This window comes from Bradyrhizobium sp. Ken64 (assembly GCF_055807555.1).
Genome location: NZ_JBVVPA010000001.1, coordinates 90,631 through 108,400, shown reverse-complemented (window position 1 = coordinate 108,400; position 17,770 = coordinate 90,631). Strand labels below are relative to the sequence as shown.

Sequence of the window (17,770 nt, the reverse complement as noted above, 5' to 3'; positions counted from 1 at the left end):
CGGTGGTCCCCCCTCGCGCGCGGGGTGGGTCTTAGACCAGTTTTCGGGGCGGCGAAACCCCGAAAAACGCCCATCAACCGGCAATTTTGACCGGTTTTGGCCGGGCCTGCCAACCCCGAGCGAGATGCACCAGAACAGCCGCCGAAACGCTCAATCCGCCGACCCAGCCGAGATCGGCCGGGCTCCACGCCGCAAGCACGGCGCCGCCCAAGGCTCCGCCGATCGCAAAGCCGAGATACATGGCCGAGGCGTTGAGCGAGAGCGCGATCATCGAGGCCTGCGGCTCGATCCGGATGATGCTGGCGACCTGGGCCGGGTAGAACGCCCAGCCCGAGATGCCCCAGAGGAAGATCGCGCCCAGCACCGCATAATGCGCCTGTCCCGGCATCAGCTTCAGGACCAGCGAATGCAGGATCAGCGCGCTGGCCATGCCGGCAAGCCCGAGACCTGCCGTGGCGAGCGTGCCGAGCCGGTCGGCCAGGACGCCACCGTGCATGTTGCCGATCGCGGCGGCGCCGCCGAACACCAGCAGCGCGAGGCTGATCTGCGACGCATCGAATCCAAGGCTGCGCAGCGGGATCGCGAAATAGGTGAACACTGTGAAGCCGCCGAGCGCCCATAAGATCGTGATCAGAAGCGCGGTCAGGACATTGCGGTGACGCGCCACTGCCAGCCGATCGCTGAGCGAGGCCGTGTTGCGCGGCAGGCCGCGGGGCAGGCCGAGCAGGAGGCCGGCGAGCGCAACGGCGCCGATCAGGGCGACCATGGCAAAGGTCGCGCGCCAGCCGAGCAGGCTGCCGACGAGATTGCCGAGGGGAACGCCGATGACGGTCGCAACCGTGAGGCCCGAGGTGACCAGCGCCACCGCGCGGCCGCGTCGCTCCGGCGCGGCGACGGCCACCGATACGGCCAGCGCGGTCGGCATGCACAGCCCGGAGCCCAGCGCCATCAGCATGCGCGAGGCCAGCAGCAGGGCGTAGTTGGATGCCACCATCGCCGCGAGGTTTCCGGCGATGAAGGTCGATAGCGCCAGGGCCAGCACGGTGCGGCGGTCGATATTGTTCAGCGTCACCGCCAGGATCGGCGAGCCGACCGCATAGGTGAGCGCGTAGGCCGTGACCAACTGCCCGGCGGCGGGGACGGAAATCGCCAAGTCCGTTGCGATAGACGGCAAAAGCCCAGCAATGACAAAGCCTTCCGTGCCGATCGCAAAGGCTGCCAGGGCCAACCAGAACACGCTCATCCGAGAATTCCATATGTTCAATGTTTATTGAACTTTTGACGGGGCCGGGCCAGGAGTCAATTGGTTCAAGAACTATTGAACATCGAGGCCATTTCGCTATGATCGTCAGACCATGAGCCGAACCCCACCCCACCCCACCCGCGAGCAGATCGAACTGCCGATGGTTCTGGATTGCCTGAGCGATCCGATCAGATTGGCGATCGTGTACCAGCTCGCGCAGCAGGAACGTGTCAGCGGCGAGCTGTGCTGCGGCGATTTCAACGGGCTCAGCGGCAAGTCGAATCTGGCCTATCACTTCGCCAAGCTACGCGAATGCGGCCTGATGCAGACCCGCGTCGCCGGCACCAACCGCTTCATGCGGCTGCGCCGCGAGGATCTGGACGCACGTTTTCCGGGCCTGCTCGATGCCGTCATCACCTCCGCCGCAAAGGATGCCGACCGGCTGCGGCTTGTGTCGGAATGTGAAGTGGTTGAGGCTGATTGAGGATTGGGCGGCCAGTCCGTCTACGCTTGCGCTTCGCTCCAGCTATGCCGGACACGCTTCGCCCCTTCAGGCCTCCCGTGGCCGCGCCTCGCGTAGCCCCGAAGGGGCGAAGCGTGGAGACCCGGCCTGGATTTGAACCAGGATAAAGAGCGATGCATCGCCCTCGCGTAGACAGTTCCGCCACCGGGCCGCGGCGATCATTGCCGATCGGGGTGCGACAAGCCACCTCAGGCAGACGTTATGCTTAACGAACCCAGGGTCCTTAAGAACCCAGGAAGCTTACCGAACCAATGGCGGCCGCGCGACGAAGGTCATGCGCCAGCTATTGTGGCCGATATTGCGGTGAGCGCGCTGGACCGCGAAGCCGGCTGCCTTCAGCTTGGCGGTGATCTCCTCCTCACTGTAGCGTTGCAGCCCGATGCGCGTGCGCAGCTGGCGGTAATCTGACAGTGCGGTGCTGATCAGCCCGATCAGCGCATCTTTGAAAAAGCCGTGCCGCAGGCCGAAGCTGAGCAGCGCCGTGACGTCCCTGAGCATGCCGACATTGGGCTGGAGGACATCGCCCAGCACGAGCTTGCCCGCGGGCTTCAGGATACGGCGGAAGTTGAGGAGCGCGGCGTCGAGCTCGTCCGGCGTCATGTATTGCGCGACCGAGTTCATCACGACGAGATCGATCGACTGCTCCTGCATCTTGCGGACGTCATCGAGCGAGCGGACGCGGATCTTCGTGTTCGGGGCAAACCGGGCGATCAACCGGCCGCGCACGCCGGGCGCGGGCTCGGCAAGGATCAGCTGGCCGCAGGCGGCCGCGACCTGGCTCGCCGACAGCGCCTCGCCGCAGGCATAGTCGAGCACGGTCGCCTCGGGCGAGGAGATGTAGGCGATGATGTCCCGCGCGATGATCTGAAAGTGCAAGTCGCGATGCAGCTTGCTGACATAGATCGTATGCGTCGAGTCGTAATAATCGATCCAATCGTCCATGGTATCCGAGGGCCCCGGCCAAACGGTTCCGCTGAAGGAACCGGCGCTGCCCGCCTGCGTTAGGGGTGCGGCGGCGCGCCGTCAATGTCCGCGTCCTAACAGGAAGGTTTCCCGTGAGCAAAGCCCCACAAAAGGTCTCGCCCGACCTCGATACCCCCACCGATCTGTCGTCCCAGGCGGTCAGCAAGGTTTCGGAGGCACTCAACGTGCTCCTGGCCGACGCGTTCGCGCTGTATCTGAAGACCAAGAATTTCCACTGGCATATCAGCGGCCGGCATTTCCGCGACTATCATCTGCTGCTCGACGAGCAGTCGGACCAGATCTTCGCCACCACCGACCAGCTCGCCGAGCGCGTCCGCAAGATCGGCGGCACCACGCTGAAATCGATCGGCCAGGTCGCGAAACTCCAGACCATCAAGGACAACAACGAAGACTATGTCCCGCCGCGCGAGATGCTGCGCGAGCTGATGCAGGACAACAAGCATGTCGCCGCGGCAATGCGCAAGGCACACGAGGTCTGCGACGACGCCGGTGACGTCGCCAGCGCCAGCATCCTCGAGAACTTCATCGACGAGACCGAGCGCCGCACCTGGTTTTTGTTCGAAGCCACGAGACAGGAAGGCGCGAACGAGGCGTAGGCGCACGCTGGATTGCTTCCACGTCGTCGTCCTGGCGAAGGCCGGGACCCATACCCCCAGGGAGAAGTTGTGGCGCGAGATGCGCAATTGCGAATCTTCGCCAAGCTACCTTTCGCGGCTATGGGTCCCGGCCTTCGCCGGACGACTGCGGAGTTTGTTGGAGGAGCGCCGCTAGTACCGCCACAACCGCATCAGCGCCCCGTCCTTGCCGGCCACCGGATCGGCCGGCGGCAGCGCGACGTTTGGAATCGTCTTTAGCGCTTTCGCGTGGTTCTCCGGCGTTGCGCGGGTGATCTCCATCTTCGCGCCCGGCGGATAGGCGCCGATCACGCAGAAATCCTCGCTGGCCTTGATGCGTTGGTGACCTGTGCCGGCGGGCAGGATCGCGACGTCGCCGGCCTTGATCTCCAGCTCCTGGCCATGGTCGCCGCCGAAGCGAACGCGCGCGCTGCCACGCGCAACGCCGAGCACCTCATGCACCGTCGCGTGATAATGCAGATAATCGAAGACGCCATTGCGCCACGTGCCGCCCCAGCCGTTCGCTTCGAACAAGCGTTCGATCGTCTCTTCCGGCTGTCTGGAATCGAGCTTCACTGCGGCCTGGTAGACCAGGAAGGGGAGGATATTGTTCGGCACGAGCCCGTCATCCTCAAACACGATGGCGAGCGGCTCGGCATTGTCGCGGACGACGGACATAAGGGGCTCCTGCGTGACCGTAGCAGTGATCAACGATAGGAGTTGAGCGGCGTTCCTCGTTCCGCTGTCATTCCGGGTTCGCGCTGCGCTGCGCCCCGGAACGACAAAAGCCCGGGAGAAGGCCCGGGCTCGATGTCGTCAAAGCAGTCGCAGGAGAGCGCGCGCCTTACGCGCTCTTCTTCTGCCGCATCAGGTCCGCAAAACGCTGGAACAGATAGTGCGAGTCGCGCGGACCCGGTGAGGCCTCGGGGTGGTACTGCACCGAGAACACCGGCTTGCCGTCGAGCTGGATGCCGCAATTGGAGCCGTCGAACAGCGAGATGTGGGTCTGGGTCGCGCCCGTCGGCAGCGTGCTCTCGTCCACGGCAAAGCCGTGATTCATCGAGGTGATCTCGACCTTGCCGGTGGTCTCGTCCTTCACGGGATGATTGGCGCCGTGATGGCCCTGGTGCATCTTCTTGGTCTTGGCGCCGACCGCGAGGCCGAGCATCTGGTGGCCGAGACAAATTCCGAATGTCGGCGTGCCCGACTTGATCACGTCCTGAATCACGGGCACGGCATATTTGCCGGTCGCGGCCGGATCGCCGGGACCGTTCGACAGGAACACGCCGTCCGGCTTCATCGCCAGGATGTCCTCGGATGACGTCGTTGCCGGCACCACCGTCACCTTGCAGCCGACGCCGGCGAGCAGGCGCAGAATGTTGCGCTTGATGCCGTAGTCGATGGCGACGACGTTGAACTCAGGCTTGTCCTGACGGCCAAAGCCCTTCTCCCACAGCCACGGCGTCTCGTCCCAGGTGAAGCGCTGGCCGGAGGTGACCATCGGCACGAGGTCCATGCCTTCGAGGCCCGGCCATTCGCGCGCTTCTTCCTTCAGGCCGTGCAGGTCGAACTCGCCGTCCTTGGCGTGCGCGATCACGGCGTTGGGCATGCCCTTGCTGCGGATCAGCGCGGTCAGCGCGCGGGTGTCGATGCCGGAGAGGCCGATGATGCCGCGGGCCTTCAGCCACTGGTCGAGGTGCTTGGTGGCGCGGTAGTTCGAGGGATCGGTGATCGCGGTGCGCAGGATCACGCCGCGCGCGCCGGGCGTCGCGGCCATGTTCACCGTCTCGATGTCGTCGTCATTGGTGCCGACATTGCCGATATGCGGGAAGGTGAAGGTGATGAGCTGGCCGGCATAAGAGGGATCGGTGAGGATCTCCTCATAGCCGGTCATCGCGGTGTTGAAGCAGACCTCGCCGACGGCTTGGCCTTCGGCGCCGAGGCCAAAGCCTTCCAGCACCGTACCGTCGGCAAGCACCAACAGCGCGGTCGGTTTGTGGTCCGGCCAGGCGGGATCGTTGTCATGTTGTGTCATGAGCCCGGTTCATAGTCCCCGCGGGCGCCCGCGTCAAAGCGGAGATGTGGCGATTCACATGCGTTTTTGCATATTTGACAGGTCGCCTTGGGCCCCTAAGCTCCGCGGCATAATTTCCGGCAAATTCGGGGGCTTCGGAGGCAATAATGGACCAGACGACGCCGATTTTGCTGGTTCCGGGACTAGCCTCCTCGGCCCGGATCTATGCGCCGGTGATCCCGGCGCTGTGGCGGTTCGGCCCGGTGATGGTCGCCAACCATGTTCGCGACGACAACATGGCGGCGATCGCCCGGCGGGTGCTGAGCGAGGCGCCGCCGCGCTTCGCGCTCGCCGGCCATTCCATGGGCGGCTACATCGCGCTGGAGATCATGCGCCAGGCGCCCGAGCGGGTGACGAAGCTGGCGCTGATCAACACCCAGGCGCGGCCCGACACGGAGGAGGCGACCGCGCGCCGCCGCGGCCTGATGGAGCGGGCCCGGCGCGGCGAGCTGCGTGCCGCGCGCGAGGAGATGTTTCCCGAACTGGTACATCCGTCGCGCCGCGACGATTCCGGCATTCGCCAACTCGTCCACGAGCAGGGCGAGGACGTGGGCGTCGAAGGCTATCTGCGGCAGCAGACCGCGATCATCGCGCGGGTGGATTCACGGCCGACGCTTGCCACGATCAAATGCCCGACGCTGGTGCTGACGGGCGATGCGGACAACACGATTCCCAACGCCTTCTCGAAGGAGATGGCGGAGGGCATTGCCGGCGCAAGGCTCGTCGTTCTGGAGAATTGCGGACATCTGCCGCAGCCGGAGCAGCCTGCGGCGACGGTGCGGGCGCTGGTCGAATGGCTGGGAACCCCGGTTGTCTCGGGGCCGCGAACGGCCTAGATCAGGCGTCGGATATGCGAAGGGGTCACGATCATGCTGCGCGACGACATCAACAATGCGGTCAAGGAGGCCATGAAGGCCAAGGAAGAGCGCAAGCTGTCCACGCTGCGCATGGTCAACTCGACCATCAAGAACGCCGACATCGAGGCGCGCGGCAGCGGCAAGCCGCCGCTCTCGGACGCGGACCTGCTCGGCGTATTCCAGAAGATGATCAAGCAGCGCCAGGAGTCGGTCGAGCTCTACGAGAAGGGCGGCCGTGCCGAGCTCGCGGCGCAGGAGCGCGAGGAGATCGCGGTGATCTCGGCGTATCTGCCGAAGCAGATGTCGGACGACGACGTCAAGAAGGCGATCTCGGACGCGATCGCCGAGACCGGCGCCGCCGGCATGAAGGACATGGGCAAGGTGATCGCCGTGTTGAAGACGAAGTACGCCGGCCAGATGGATTTCGGCAAGGCCTCTGGTTTGGTGAAGGCTGCGCTGACGGGCTAGTTCTTGCCCTCTCCCCTTGTGGGAGAGGGTGGATCGCCGCGTAAGCGGCGAGACGGGTGAGGGGTCTCTCTCCGCGTGTACCATTCTCACGACATGAATTTGCCGATAGAAACCCCTCATCCGGCGCTTCGCGCCACCTTCTCCCGCAAGGGGAGAAGGTGCACCTTTGATGCGGCGCCCGTTCGGTCTACTCTCTCCCGATAGACAAATCGGGAGCAACCGATGACTGCCATAAAGCCATTCCGCATCGCCATCGGCGACGACGTCCTCACCGACCTCAAGTCGCGCCTCGCCCGGACGCGCTGGCCGGAGGCGGAGCTCGTCTCCGACTGGAGCCAGGGTGCGCCGCTGAAATGGATCCAGGAGATCTGCACCTATTGGGCTGATGGCTACGACTGGCGTGCGCGCGAAGCAAAACTCAATCGCTTCGAACAGTTCACCACCGAGATCGACGGGCTCGACATCCACTTCCTGCATGTGCGCTCGAAGGAGCCGTCGGCACTGCCGCTGATCATCACCCATGGCTGGCCCGGCTCGATTGTCGAATTCCAGAAGGTGATCGCGCCCTTGGTCGATCCTGTCGCGCATGGCGGCCATCCTGCCGATGCCTTCCACGTCGTCTGTCCGTCGCTGCCGGGCTTTGGGTTCTCCGGCAAGCCGAACACCACCGGCTGGGGCGTCGATCGCATTGCCGCGACCTGGGCCAGGCTGATGGACCGGCTCGGCTACACACGTTATGGCGCGCAAGGCGGCGACTGGGGTTCGGCGGTGACGACCTCGCTTGGCATGCAGGACGCCGAGCATTGCGCCGGCATCCACATCACGCTCGCCTTCAACGCGGCACCGAAGGTCGAGGGCGAACCGACGCCGGAAGAGAAACGCGCGCTCGCCGGCCTCAAGCATTACGTTGACCTCGACTCCGGGTATTCGAAGCAGCAATCGACGCGGCCGCAGACACTCGGCTACGGTCTGACGGATTCGCCGAGCGGGCAGGCGGCCTGGATTCTGGAAAAATTCTGGGCCTGGACCGATTGCAACGGCCATCCCGAGAACATCTTCACCAAGGACGAGCTGCTCGACAACATCATGCTCTATTGGGCGACGGAGACCGCGACCTCGTCGGCGCGGCTCTATTGGGAAAGCTTCGGCAAGCGCCGGACCACGCCGGTCGTGAAGGTGCCGACGGGCGTGGCTGTCTTCCCCAAGGAGATCATCACGCCGGTGCGGCGCTGGATGGAGCCGAACTTCCACAACATCACGCATTGGAGCGAGATGGAGAAGGGCGGCCATTTCGCCGCATTCGAGCAGCCGGAGCTCTATGTCGGAGAGGTCCGCAAGTTCTTCGCGACGGTGCGGTAGGGTCGATCCCATGCTCACCGAAGCTAGCACCTACGATGAACTCTACGGCAATTTCCGCTGGGAGATCCCGGCGCGCTTCAACCTGGCGGAGGCTTGCTGCGATCGCCACGCCGACGGCACCGGCCGGCTGGCGCTGGTCTATGTCGACGAGAACGGCGCCATCACGCGCACATCCTTCGACGAGGTCGCGGAGATGTCGCGCCGCTTCGCCAATGTGCTGAAGGCAGATGGTCTTGCCCGCGGCGACCGCGTCGCGGTGTTCCTGTCGCAGTCGCTGGAGCTGCCGATCGCGCACATGGCGGCGTTCCGTTCGGCGATGATCTCCATTCCGCTGTTCGCATTGTTCGGCGAAGACGCACTGGAATTCCGCCTGTCGAACTCGCAAGCCAAGGCGATCGTCACCGACGCGGGGGGCTGGGAGAAGCTTTCGAAGATTCGCGACCGTCTGCCGGAGCTGAAGAATATCTATATCGTTGGCGAACGAACGCCGGCGGGCACGACATCGTTCTGGAATTCGCTCAAGGCTGCATCGCCCGACTTTACGCTGGTGGACACGTCTGCGGACGATCCCGCGCTGATCATCTACACCTCGGGCACGACGGGCAATCCGAAGGGCGCGCTGCATGCGCATCGCGTCGTGCTCGGACATCTCCCCAATGTCGAGATGTGCCACAACTTCCTGCCGCACCCCGGCGATCTGATGTGGACGCCGGCGGACTGGGCCTGGATCGGCGGCCTCATCAACGGCCTGTTCGCGTTCTGGTATCACGGCATTCCCCTGGTCGGCCACCGCGCGCGAAAGTTCGAGCCGCAAGCGGCGATGCAGATGATGGCCGATCTCGGCGTGCGCAATGTGTTCCTGCCGCCGACCGCGCTGAAGCTGATGCGGCAGGCTGGCGTGACGCATCCGGGCGTCAAGCTGCGCAGCATCTTTACCGGCGGCGAGTCCCTCGGCGGCGAGCTGCTCGGCTGGGTGCGCGAGACTTTCCGCATCGACGCGCATGAGGTGTTTGGCCAGACCGAATGTAATCTCGTGATCGGCAGCAACGCGAATCTGTTTCCGATCCGTCCCGGTTCGATGGGCAAGGCGACGCCGGGTTTCGACGTCCGCATCGTCAACGACAGAGGCGAGGAGCAGCCGCGTGGCCAGCGCGGCATCATCGGCGTGCGCCAACCCTGTCCTTGCACGATGCTCGAATACTGGCGCAATCCGGAGGCGACGGCGAAGAAATATGCCGGGGAGTTCCTGCTCACCGGCGATCTCGGTATCCAGGACGAGGACGGTTACTTCTGGTACGTCAGCCGCGAGGACGACGTCATCACCACGGCCGGTTATCGCGTCGGCCCATCCGAGATCGAGCACACGCTGATGAAGCACCCGGCGGTGGCGATGGCGGCGGTGGTCGGCATTCCCGATCCGATCCGCACCGAATCGATCAAGGCCTGGATCGTGCTGCGCCCGGGCTTCGCCGCCGGCGACGCACTCGCGCGCGAGATCCAGGAGTTCGTCAAGGTGCAGCTCGCCGCCCACGAATACCCGCGCTTCGTGGATTTCGCGGAGACACTGCCGATGACCGCCACCGGAAAGGTGCTGCGGCGCGAGCTGCGGGCGAGGGGTTAGCTTCCTGCAATGGCAAAGACGTCTCAAGCCGCGGGGCTTCACCGCGCTTCACTGGCGAAGCTGCACGATCTCGATGCGGCGCTGGAGCTCATGTATTACGGCTGGCGCGGGATGACACTCGAAGCCGACGCGTATCTCGCCAAGCAGGGACTGTCGCGGCCGCACCATCGCATCCTCTACGTGGTGGCGCGCCGGCCCGATATTGCGATCGGCTCGCTGATCGAGATCCTCGGCATTTCCAAGCAGGCCCTGAACCGGCCGCTCAATTTGTTGCTGGAGCGCAAGCTCGTGAACTCGAAACGCTCGCCCGAGCAGCATCGCTCGAAACTGCTGCGCCTGACTGCCGCGGGGCAGCGCATCGAGCAGCGTGCATCGGACCACGAGCGCAAGGTGCTGCGCGAGGCGTTCGATCGCATCGGAGCGACCGGTGCGGCTGCGTGGATGGGCGTCATGGAGGCGATCGCCGACACCAACTGACGATTCCTGACGTCAACATGGTTGACATGAGGACTGGGCTTTGCCACTTTCCTGGCCAACGAGCCGTGGGAGGGCTCCGCCATGCGTCTTTCGGATATCGTGCTGCTCCTCAACGCGCTCTGGTTCGGCGGCGCCTTCATCCAGTTCAGCATTGCGCAAGCCAACACGCTGAAAATTCTCGTACCGCGCGAGGAGCGCGCCAATCCGATCGCGCCGACATTGTCGGCCAGCGTGGCATTCCTCGGCGGCATCAATCTGCCGATCGGCCTTCTGTCGCTCTATCTTCTGGCAGCCCGACCGGTCTTCTTCCAGCCGGTCGAAGCGCAGCTGGTGCTGTTCCTGTTCTTTGCCGCCTGCCATTTCAGCCAGTTCGCCTACAACCTTCCGGTCCTGCTGCGAGGAGGACGCGTCGGAGTGGCTTACTGGCCCGTGTTGAAGGGCCCGATGCTCAGGATCTTCGTCATCGACGCGGCCTTGTTCGTGGCCAATCTGGGTGCGGCGCTTCTCCTCGCGTCGCGCTCCTGACTACCGCGACGGCGTCGACAGCGCGGACCGCAGCATCGCGGCGAGGTCTCGCCGCCGGAACGGCTTGGTCAGGATGCGGGCATCGCCGATTCCATCGGGCGCCTTGACCGGATTTTGGCTGTAGCCGGAGGTGAAGAGCACCTTGAGCCCGGGCCGCAACCGGATTGCTTGCCTGGCAAGCTCCGGCCCGAACATGCCGCCGGGCATCACGACGTCGGTGAACAGCAGGTCGATGTCGCCGGACTGGCGCAACACGTCGAGCGCCGCCGGGCCGCTTGCGGCCGTGATGACGCGGTAGCCGAGCGTCTTCAGCTCGTTTTCGACATAAGTCCGAACCATGTCGTCGTCCTCGACGACGAGAATGGTCTCGCTTCCTTCGCGCGTGACGATCCCTTCGGCGGGTGAGAGATGCTCGTTCGGCGGCTCTGCCAGGCGGGGGAAGAACAGCCTGACAGTGCTGCCTTGTCCCGGCGCGGACTGCATCTGCACCAGTCCGCCGGACTGTCGCACAAACCCGTAGACCATGCTCAGGCCGAGCCCGGTCCCCTTGCCGACCTCCTTCGTGGTGAAGAACGGCTCGAACGCCCGGCTCGCCACCTCGGCGGTCATGCCGCTGCCGGTGTCGGTCACGGCCACCATGACATAGTCGCCCGGTCGCGGCTCGCCGTTGACGTCAAGGTCGGATTCACCGAGCGAGGCGTTGCGCGCCTCGATGGTCAGCCTGCCGCCCAACGGCATGACATCGCGCGCGTTGAGCACGAGATTGAGCAGCGCAGTCGTCAGCTGGCCGGGATCGACGCTGGTCAACCCCACATCCGGTTCGAGCGCGAAGGTGCATTCGATGTGCTCGCCCAGGGGGCGGCGCAACAACTGCTCCATCTCCTGAATCTTCTCGCTGATGTCGATGTCTCGCGGCCTCAGGGGCTGCTTGCGCGCGAAGGCGAGCAGGCTCCGCGTCAGGTCGGAGCCGCGCTCGGCGGCTGTCGCGATGTCGCCGGCGATCCGGTGCAACTCCTTGTTCCCCGCCAGCCTGTCGGCAAGATGCTCCGAATTGCCGAGAATGACGGTGAGGAGGTTGTTGAAATCATGCGCCACGCCGCCGGTGAGCTGGCCCATGGCCTCCATCTTCTGGGATTGGCTGAGCTTCTGGTTGAGGTCCGCGATGGCCGCGCGTTGCTGCTCGAGCGACTCGGCGGTGCCGTTGAGCAGGGTCATCAATCCGCCCAGCTCGCCGCGCGGATGGGGAGGGGGAATTCGCGCGCTGAGATCTCCGAGCCCGAGTCTCTTCGCCATGTTGGCGAGCCGCCCGACCTGGCGGCCGACGCTCACTGTCGCGAGGATCCATACGCCGGCCAGCAGCAGCAGCAAGGCCACCGCGAGGATCGCCATGTCCTCGTAGAGCCGGCGATTCGCCGCCGCGACCAATCCGTCCTTGGAGCGTCCGACCAGGATGTAGAGGCCGGCATCACGGATCGAAGGCGAGTGGGCGACGGCCCAGACCTGCGTGCGGCCGTCGCGATCGGTCACTTCCTGAAATGCTTTTTGATCGGGAGCCGTCGCGAAGCGGAGCAGGTCGGATCCTGCAATCGACGCGCCCACGGGCGCGGACCAGCCGGCTGTCGAGGGGGCGACGAGAACGGTCCCCTTGGCGTCGATGAGCAGGATATCCTTCTCGGCGAGCAGCCGCTTGTGGTGATACTCGGCGAATTTGCGCAGGTTGAACGAGGCGAGCAGCACCAGCTTCAGCGCGCCCGCCTCCGATCGCACCGGATATGCGATCTGGAGCACCGATGTTCCGGTCAGCCGGCCGAATACCGGCTCAACCACGACGCTGCGCGAGACCAGGGCCTGCCTGAAATAGGCGCGATCCCTCAGATCGAGGGTGCGGTTGGTCCGCAGCGAGTCGCAGAACAGGCTGCCGTCCGGATCGATGGTCAGGATTCCCGTAAACTGAGGGTATTCCTCGCGCACATCCGACAGAAACGCCGAGCACGCCGCCTTGTCGCGCGTGTCGAGGTCGCGCGCACGGGCCAGACCGTAATGAAGCTGCGCGGTGCCTTGAATCTTCTCGCCCAGATCACTCGCAATGTCGTCGGCCGAGGCTGCCAGATTGGCTAGGGCGGCGTTGATTTCGCTGCTCCGGTTCTGCACGAAACGCAACCCGACGAGGCTCGCCGGCACCAGCATGGCCGCGATGACGAGTATCAGTAGCCGGGTACGCAAGCTCATCGGTGGGACGGTCCATCCTGGTCATCGCGCGTTCGTTCAAAGACCCAATTTGCGGCACCACCCTCCGCTCAGTCCATAGGCAAGGGGCCGAAAAAGTCCTCGACGGGGAAAGATTTCGGGCCGCGTGCACCACGGATGAGCCTCCTAAAGGGAGCGCCGCCGACGGCGCGGCGGTTTTCCCGGGTCTGCGCGGGCGGCTTCGGGATACCGTCGTCCGGCCATCAACTCGCGCGTGCGCGCCGGCCGCGAGGGCGTTAAGATCGAACTCATCCGTGTGCGACGGAGATCGCGCCGGCCAAGGAGGAGGAAGCTGATGTCCATTTCGGGCAAGGTCGATCCGGTGGTGCGTCCCGTCGCGGCGACCGATATCGCCGAGGCGCTGGTCGAGGGCCTGCGTGATTTCCAGGCGCTGCCGCTTTACGGCCTCTGCTTCGGTGGGCTCTACGCCGCCGGCGGCATCGCCATCATGCTGTGCTTCACCGCGTTCGGCATGGTCTATCTGGTCTATCCGCTCGCCGCCGGCTTCGCGCTGCTCGGGCCATTCGTGGCGATCGGTCTGTATGAAGTCAGCCGTCGCCGCGAGCGCGGCGAGCCGATCTCGCCCGGCGCGATCTGGTCGGCCGTGCGCGCGCGCAGCGAGATCGGTTGGATGGCCTTCGTTACGCTGTTCGTGTTCGTGGTCTGGATGTATCAGGTGCGGCTTCTGATTGCGCTGCTGCTCGGCCTGCATGCCTCGTTCTCGAGCCTGCAGGAATTCATGACGGTGGTGCTGACCACGAACGAGGGCTTGCTGTTCCTCGGCATCGGCAACGCGGTCGGGGCGGTGCTGTCGCTGATCCTGTTTTCGCTGACCGTGGTGTCGTTTCCGCTGCTGCTCGATCGTGAGGTCGATTTCGTCACGGCGATGGTGACGAGCGTGCGCGCGGTCGTGGCCAGCCCGCTGCCGATGATTGGCTGGGCCGCGGTGATCGTGATGGTCCTGATCGTCTCGGCGCTGCCGTATTTTCTGGGGCTGGTGGTGACGCTGCCCGTGCTCGGGCACGCGACCTGGCATCTTTATCGGCGGATCGTGGTGCCGGTGGCTTAACAGGCAGCCGAACGCAACGGCAGCGAACTATTCGCCCGTTGCCAACCGGCGCGCGCCGGATGAGGTCAGTTCGAGGTCGCCGAGGCGCCTGATCGCATAACCGAGGTTGGTCAGGCGCTCGCCGTGCGCTTGCGGGATTTCGCCTTGCGCCTTGCCCTTGCCGATCTCGGCCAACGACGCAAATTCATCGGCGCTGAGCACAACGCTGCTGTCTGTCATCAGGCAACCTCGTCGGTCCATACTTTGAAATTGACCAGCTTATTCGGACCGAAGGTCTGGGTGATCGGGACGTCCGCGGCATCGCGTCCTTGTGCGATCAGAACGCGGCCGATCCGCGGCGTGTTGTTGCGGGGATCGAACATGTGCCAGCTTCCGCCGAGATAAGCCTCGAACCAGCCGGCGAAATCTCCCACGGCCCAGGGCTTCGGCGTGCCGATGTCGCTCAGATAGCCGGTGCAGTAGCGTGCCGGGATGTTCATGCAGCGGCAGAACGCGATGGCAAGATGAGCATAGTCGCGGCACACCCCCTTGCCTTCGTCGTAGGCCTCCCGCGCCGTCTTGGTTGCGCGCGCGTGCTCATAGCCGAAAGCGATGTGATGATGAACGAAATCGCAGATGGCCTGGACCCGCGCCCAGCCCGGCGGCGTGTGCTCGAACAGTTTCCATGCGATATCCGACAGGCGATCGGTCTCGCAATAGCGACTGCCGAGCAGATAGACGAGCGTGTCGGTCGGCAGCGCTTCGACGGCGTGCTGAGCCGCGTTCGGAAACACCGGGTCGGGCAGGCCGCTGTCGCTCACGACGCCGTCGCCGGCAAGGCGAAAGGCGCCGGCTGGCGCCACGATCCGGCTGCACCAATTGCCGAAGAGGTCGCGATAGGGAGTGATCGGCACCGAGGGTCTGGTGGTCAGCAGGTCGGGCACGATGACATCGGAGGCGCGGGTGAAGTGCGTGCCCAACACCATGATCATAGGCGTGGGCTGCGGGAATTCGTAAAGCATCTCAAACCCGACGCGGAGCTTCATACGATTTTCCCTTGGCTAAGCTCGTAACATGGCTACGAAGCGGCCGATCACAAGGCTTTGACGGCTTATTCGGTCGCACGGGGCATTTGGCGCCTCAAAAGCGCGACACGGGCGAGAAAACGATAGCTAATTGCTGCGATTGCGCGCACGGTGCGGGAATGTCGAAAGATCTGTCGTTTCTGCGCCTATGCAGCGCCACGACTATTCGCGCGACGTGAAGCGCCTCATTCCCTCGCACCGGCGGAGCCGACTCGTAGCGACGTCGCAGCAGCGGTCGTCGCGCATATTGCCCGCTCCAGCGGGTGAGTTGGACGCGGCAGCCTCGTGCCGCAGACGCCTGAAGGTTTCACCGCGATCGATCATGAGATCGAACGCCAACCGAAAGCACCCGATGCAAACTCAACCGATGCAAGCTCTCTCGCCACGGCACGTCAAGACAGAAGAAGCGCTCCGGCTCGGCGTCGAGTCGGGCTGGTACGCGATCAAGGTCAGCGGGACCTTTGTCTCTGGCCCGCACGATTCGGAAGCGGATTGCAGTCGCAAGATCGACGAAATCAATCCGCCTCCGGTGAAGAAGAAGCGATGACGGCGCGGAGTTCGCCCGCTACGGCGTCTTGATACCCATCGCCTTCAACGCTTCCAGCATCTGCGCCGGCGGCGCCATCTTGATCTGCGGCGCCTTGCCCGTTTCCAGCAGGCTCTTCAGCCCCGACAGGATTGCGGGCCAGCCGGTGCGGCCGCCGGACAGGATGTCGTCGCTGAGCGAACGATCGTGACGTTCGCTCATGGTGAGGCGGACGGCCTCGCCGGCTTGTTCGATCTCGTAAGTGACAAGCGTGGTGCCGAGCTTCGCGACGAGGTCGGGCCAGTTGACGTTCCACGTCACCGTCAGCTTGTTCGGCGGATCGTATTCGAACACATCGCCCGAGATGTGTTCCGATCCGTCAGGCGCGCGCACGACGAATTTGCCGCCGAGTCTTGGCTCCATCTCAACCGCAAAGCCGGAAAAATATTTGAGGCTGAACTCGGCGGAGGTCAGGGCCTCCCACACCTTGTCCGGCGTCGCGGCGATGTAAATCGTGTAGACGGTGAGCGGCTTGAACTGATCGAGTTTCATCTTGCATCGAATCCCTTGTTGAGGGCTGCGCGCGGAATGGCCAGCACTTTGCCGCTTTCCAGCAGGCTCTTGAGACCGGACAGGATCGCCGGCCAGCCGTTGGAAACGGCGCCGAGATATTTGCCGCCTTCGACGAAGCCGTCATGCAACACGGTCAAACGCACGAGCGAGCCGAACGGTTCGATGGTGAAGACCACCCGGGAGATCGGTTCGCCGCGCAGCTCTTCGTATTTCTGGTGCTTGAAGCTGTAGGACAATCGCCGCGGCGGATCGGCTTCGAGGATTTCGCCGGAATCGGTGGTCTCGCCGTCCAGCAGCAGCGCGAAAGGGGAGCCGATTTTCCAGTCGGATCTGACCTCGGCGCCAAACCAGTATTGCTTGGTGAACTCGCTCGATGTCAGCGCCTCCCACAGCCTCGTTGGTGTGGTCTCGATGTAGGTGACATAGACGAATTGCGGATTACTCATCACGCTTCTCCAACTGGCGTTTCAACTCGCCGAGTGCGGCGAGCTTGCCGCGCTCGAATTTCCTGATCCAGCGTTCGCCGATCTGATGGATCGGAACCGGATTGAGATAGTGCAGCTTCTCCCGGCCGTGCCTGATGGTCGTGACCAGATTGGCCTCTTCCAGAATCGCAAGGTGCTTGGTCACCGCCTGGCGCGTCATCGCGAGACCTTCGCAGAGCTCGTTCAGCGTCTGGCCGTTCCTGGCGTGAAGCCTGTCGAGCAGCGACCGTCGTGACGCATCGGCGAGCGCTTTGAAGACCTCATCCATGGCCGCGATAATATGCAACCGAATGGTTGCCTGTCAAGATGGTGATGCAGTGCGCGGTGCTCGTGTTCCTGGAGACGCGAGACGAAGACGTGGGTGACGGCGGCGCTGGACGGAAAATGAGTGCCATGCATTAATGCCCCAAACCGCTGTCAGCGAGTCCTCCCCATGATGTCTCTGCAAGCCTATCTCGCCTTCCTTGCCGCCTGCGTCGCGCTCGCGCTGCTGCCGGGTCCGATCGTCACCCTCGTCATCGCCAACGGGCTGCGCCACGGCACGCGTGCGGCGCTGACCAATGTGGCCGGTGCGCAGGCCGGCCTCGCCATCGTCATCGGCATCGTCGCGGTCGGCCTGACCTCGCTGATGGCGACCATGGGCTACTGGTTCGACTGGGTGCGCTTTGCCGGCGCCGCCTATCTGGTCTGGCTCGGCGTCAAGCTGATCTGGGCGCCGGTCGAGGGCGTCAATGTGGACCAGCCGCCGGCGCCGCCGCGCGGCGGATTCTTCCTGCAAGGTTTCCTGGTGCTGCTGTCGAACCCGAAAGTGCTGGTGTTCTTCGGCGCCTTCATCCCGCAGTTCATGGACATGAACCGCGACCACTTCCCGCAGGTCGCGCTGCTGGGCGCAACCTTCATGGTCACGGCAGTGATGACGGACGCGCTCTACGCCATCGCCGCGGGGCGGGCTCGAAAGTTCTTTTCGGCTCGCCGCACGCGCATGATGTCGCGCATCTCCGGCGGCTTCATGATCGGCGGCGGCATCTGGCTGGCGCTGACCAGGGCGAAATAGCCGCCAT

The 17,770-nt window shown here is 64.3% G+C and carries 21 protein-coding genes and 1 pseudogene; 11 read left to right on the top strand and 11 right to left on the bottom strand.

The window, feature by feature from the left end:
* Window positions 1-73: 73 nt before the first annotated feature.
* Window positions 74-1,243 carry an MFS transporter gene (locus AC0L2F_RS00530; RefSeq protein ID WP_473247144.1) on the bottom strand — a complete coding sequence of 390 codons (1,170 nt, stop codon included), beginning with the start codon at window positions 1,241-1,243 and terminating at the stop codon, window positions 74-76.
* Window positions 1,244-1,355: 112 nt separating this feature from the next.
* On the opposite strand from AC0L2F_RS00530, the gene AC0L2F_RS00525 reads away from it, so the two are divergent.
* Window positions 1,356-1,727 (top strand): ArsR/SmtB family transcription factor, encoded by a 372-nt coding sequence (locus AC0L2F_RS00525; RefSeq protein WP_007614693.1) that lies wholly within the window; start codon window positions 1,356-1,358, stop codon window positions 1,725-1,727.
* Window positions 1,728-1,841: 114 nt separating this feature from the next.
* Here the strand turns inward: AC0L2F_RS00525 and AC0L2F_RS00520 are convergent.
* Window positions 1,842-1,917: pseudogene (locus AC0L2F_RS00520) on the bottom strand.
* Window positions 1,918-2,006: 89 nt separating this feature from the next.
* Entirely contained in the window at window positions 2,007-2,708 is a 702-nt protein-coding gene (locus tag AC0L2F_RS00515; protein ID WP_473247143.1) for a class I SAM-dependent methyltransferase, read from the bottom strand.
* Window positions 2,709-2,821: 113 nt separating this feature from the next.
* Between AC0L2F_RS00515 and AC0L2F_RS00510 the strand changes: the two genes are divergently transcribed.
* Window positions 2,822-3,346: a Dps family protein gene (locus AC0L2F_RS00510; protein ID WP_473247142.1), complete on the top strand. Its 525-nt coding sequence runs from the start codon at window positions 2,822-2,824 to the stop codon at window positions 3,344-3,346.
* 171 nt (window positions 3,347-3,517) lie between these two features.
* Here the strand turns inward: AC0L2F_RS00510 and AC0L2F_RS00505 are convergent, their stop codons facing one another.
* Together AC0L2F_RS00505 and carA are read right to left on the bottom strand one after the other, a co-directional pair.
* A complete protein-coding gene (locus AC0L2F_RS00505) occupies window positions 3,518-4,042 on the bottom strand; it encodes a hypothetical protein (protein WP_007614683.1) in 525 nt (174 codons plus the stop codon).
* A 166-nt stretch (window positions 4,043-4,208) separates the two neighbouring features.
* A complete protein-coding gene (carA, locus tag AC0L2F_RS00500; RefSeq protein WP_007614681.1) occupies window positions 4,209-5,399 on the bottom strand; it encodes a glutamine-hydrolyzing carbamoyl-phosphate synthase small subunit in 1,191 nt (396 codons plus the stop codon).
* A 146-nt stretch (window positions 5,400-5,545) separates the two neighbouring features.
* On the opposite strand from carA, the gene AC0L2F_RS00495 reads away from it, so the two are divergent.
* From AC0L2F_RS00495 to AC0L2F_RS00470, 6 genes are all read left to right on the top strand, one after another.
* On the top strand, window positions 5,546-6,274 hold the full coding sequence (locus tag AC0L2F_RS00495) for an alpha/beta fold hydrolase (RefSeq protein ID WP_063993883.1): 729 nt from the start codon (window positions 5,546-5,548) through the stop codon (window positions 6,272-6,274).
* A gap of 33 nt (window positions 6,275-6,307) precedes the next feature.
* Window positions 6,308-6,763, top strand: coding sequence for a GatB/YqeY domain-containing protein (locus AC0L2F_RS00490; protein ID WP_007614677.1), 456 nt, complete (start codon window positions 6,308-6,310; stop codon window positions 6,761-6,763).
* 222 nt (window positions 6,764-6,985) lie between these two features.
* A complete protein-coding gene (locus AC0L2F_RS00485; RefSeq protein WP_473247141.1) occupies window positions 6,986-8,122 on the top strand; it encodes an epoxide hydrolase family protein in 1,137 nt (378 codons plus the stop codon).
* 10 nt (window positions 8,123-8,132) lie between these two features.
* Window positions 8,133-9,743: an acyl-CoA synthetase gene (locus AC0L2F_RS00480; protein WP_473247140.1), complete on the top strand. Its 1,611-nt coding sequence runs from the start codon at window positions 8,133-8,135 to the stop codon at window positions 9,741-9,743.
* A 9-nt stretch (window positions 9,744-9,752) separates the two neighbouring features.
* A complete protein-coding gene (locus AC0L2F_RS00475; RefSeq protein WP_007614671.1) occupies window positions 9,753-10,220 on the top strand; it encodes a MarR family winged helix-turn-helix transcriptional regulator in 468 nt (155 codons plus the stop codon).
* A gap of 81 nt (window positions 10,221-10,301) precedes the next feature.
* Window positions 10,302-10,745, top strand: a complete 444-nt coding sequence (locus AC0L2F_RS00470; protein ID WP_007614669.1) for a hypothetical protein — start codon at window positions 10,302-10,304, stop codon at window positions 10,743-10,745.
* Here the strand turns inward: AC0L2F_RS00470 and AC0L2F_RS00465 are convergent, their stop codons facing one another.
* Window positions 10,746-12,974 carry an ATP-binding protein gene (locus AC0L2F_RS00465; RefSeq protein WP_473247139.1) on the bottom strand — a complete coding sequence of 743 codons (2,229 nt, stop codon included), beginning with the start codon at window positions 12,972-12,974 and terminating at the stop codon, window positions 10,746-10,748.
* Between the two features lie 313 nt (window positions 12,975-13,287).
* Between AC0L2F_RS00465 and AC0L2F_RS00460 the strand changes: the two genes are divergently transcribed.
* A complete protein-coding gene (locus AC0L2F_RS00460) occupies window positions 13,288-14,061 on the top strand; it encodes a DUF2189 domain-containing protein (RefSeq protein ID WP_473247138.1) in 774 nt (257 codons plus the stop codon).
* 27 nt (window positions 14,062-14,088) lie between these two features.
* On the opposite strand, the gene AC0L2F_RS00455 is transcribed toward AC0L2F_RS00460, so the two are convergent.
* Together AC0L2F_RS00455 and AC0L2F_RS00450 are read right to left on the bottom strand one after the other, a co-directional pair.
* Window positions 14,089-14,280 carry a hypothetical protein gene (locus tag AC0L2F_RS00455; RefSeq protein ID WP_473247137.1) on the bottom strand — a complete coding sequence of 64 codons (192 nt, stop codon included), beginning with the start codon at window positions 14,278-14,280 and terminating at the stop codon, window positions 14,089-14,091.
* On the bottom strand, window positions 14,280-15,086 hold the full coding sequence (locus AC0L2F_RS00450; protein ID WP_473247136.1) for a transglutaminase-like domain-containing protein: 807 nt from the start codon (window positions 15,084-15,086) through the stop codon (window positions 14,280-14,282). Before AC0L2F_RS00450 ends, AC0L2F_RS00455 begins: the two co-directional genes overlap by 1 nt.
* Window positions 15,087-15,447: 361 nt before the next feature.
* Between AC0L2F_RS00450 and AC0L2F_RS00445 the strand changes: the two genes are divergently transcribed.
* The gene (locus AC0L2F_RS00445; protein ID WP_007614662.1) at window positions 15,448-15,672 is read left to right on the top strand and encodes a hypothetical protein; all 225 of its coding nucleotides are present in this window, start codon (window positions 15,448-15,450) and stop codon (window positions 15,670-15,672) included.
* 18 nt (window positions 15,673-15,690) lie between these two features.
* Here the strand turns inward: AC0L2F_RS00445 and AC0L2F_RS00440 are convergent, their stop codons facing one another.
* Genes AC0L2F_RS00440 through AC0L2F_RS00430 form a run of 3 tightly spaced genes read right to left on the bottom strand, consistent with a single transcriptional unit; the run spans window position 15,691 to window position 16,977 of the window.
* A complete protein-coding gene (locus AC0L2F_RS00440) occupies window positions 15,691-16,203 on the bottom strand; it encodes an SRPBCC family protein (protein WP_473247135.1) in 513 nt (170 codons plus the stop codon).
* The gene (locus AC0L2F_RS00435; RefSeq protein ID WP_473247134.1) at window positions 16,200-16,670 is read right to left on the bottom strand and encodes an SRPBCC family protein; all 471 of its coding nucleotides are present in this window, start codon (window positions 16,668-16,670) and stop codon (window positions 16,200-16,202) included. The genes AC0L2F_RS00440 and AC0L2F_RS00435 overlap by 4 nt, the downstream gene beginning before the upstream one ends.
* Window positions 16,663-16,977: an ArsR/SmtB family transcription factor gene (locus AC0L2F_RS00430; protein ID WP_063993872.1), complete on the bottom strand. Its 315-nt coding sequence runs from the start codon at window positions 16,975-16,977 to the stop codon at window positions 16,663-16,665. The genes AC0L2F_RS00435 and AC0L2F_RS00430 overlap by 8 nt, the downstream gene beginning before the upstream one ends.
* A gap of 165 nt (window positions 16,978-17,142) precedes the next feature.
* Here AC0L2F_RS00430 and AC0L2F_RS00425 point away from each other — a divergent pair, with 165 nt between their 5' ends.
* Complete coding sequence (locus AC0L2F_RS00425; RefSeq protein WP_007614658.1) at window positions 17,143-17,763, top strand: LysE family translocator; 621 nt, start codon at window positions 17,143-17,145, stop codon at window positions 17,761-17,763.
* Window positions 17,764-17,770: the final 7 nt, after the last annotated feature.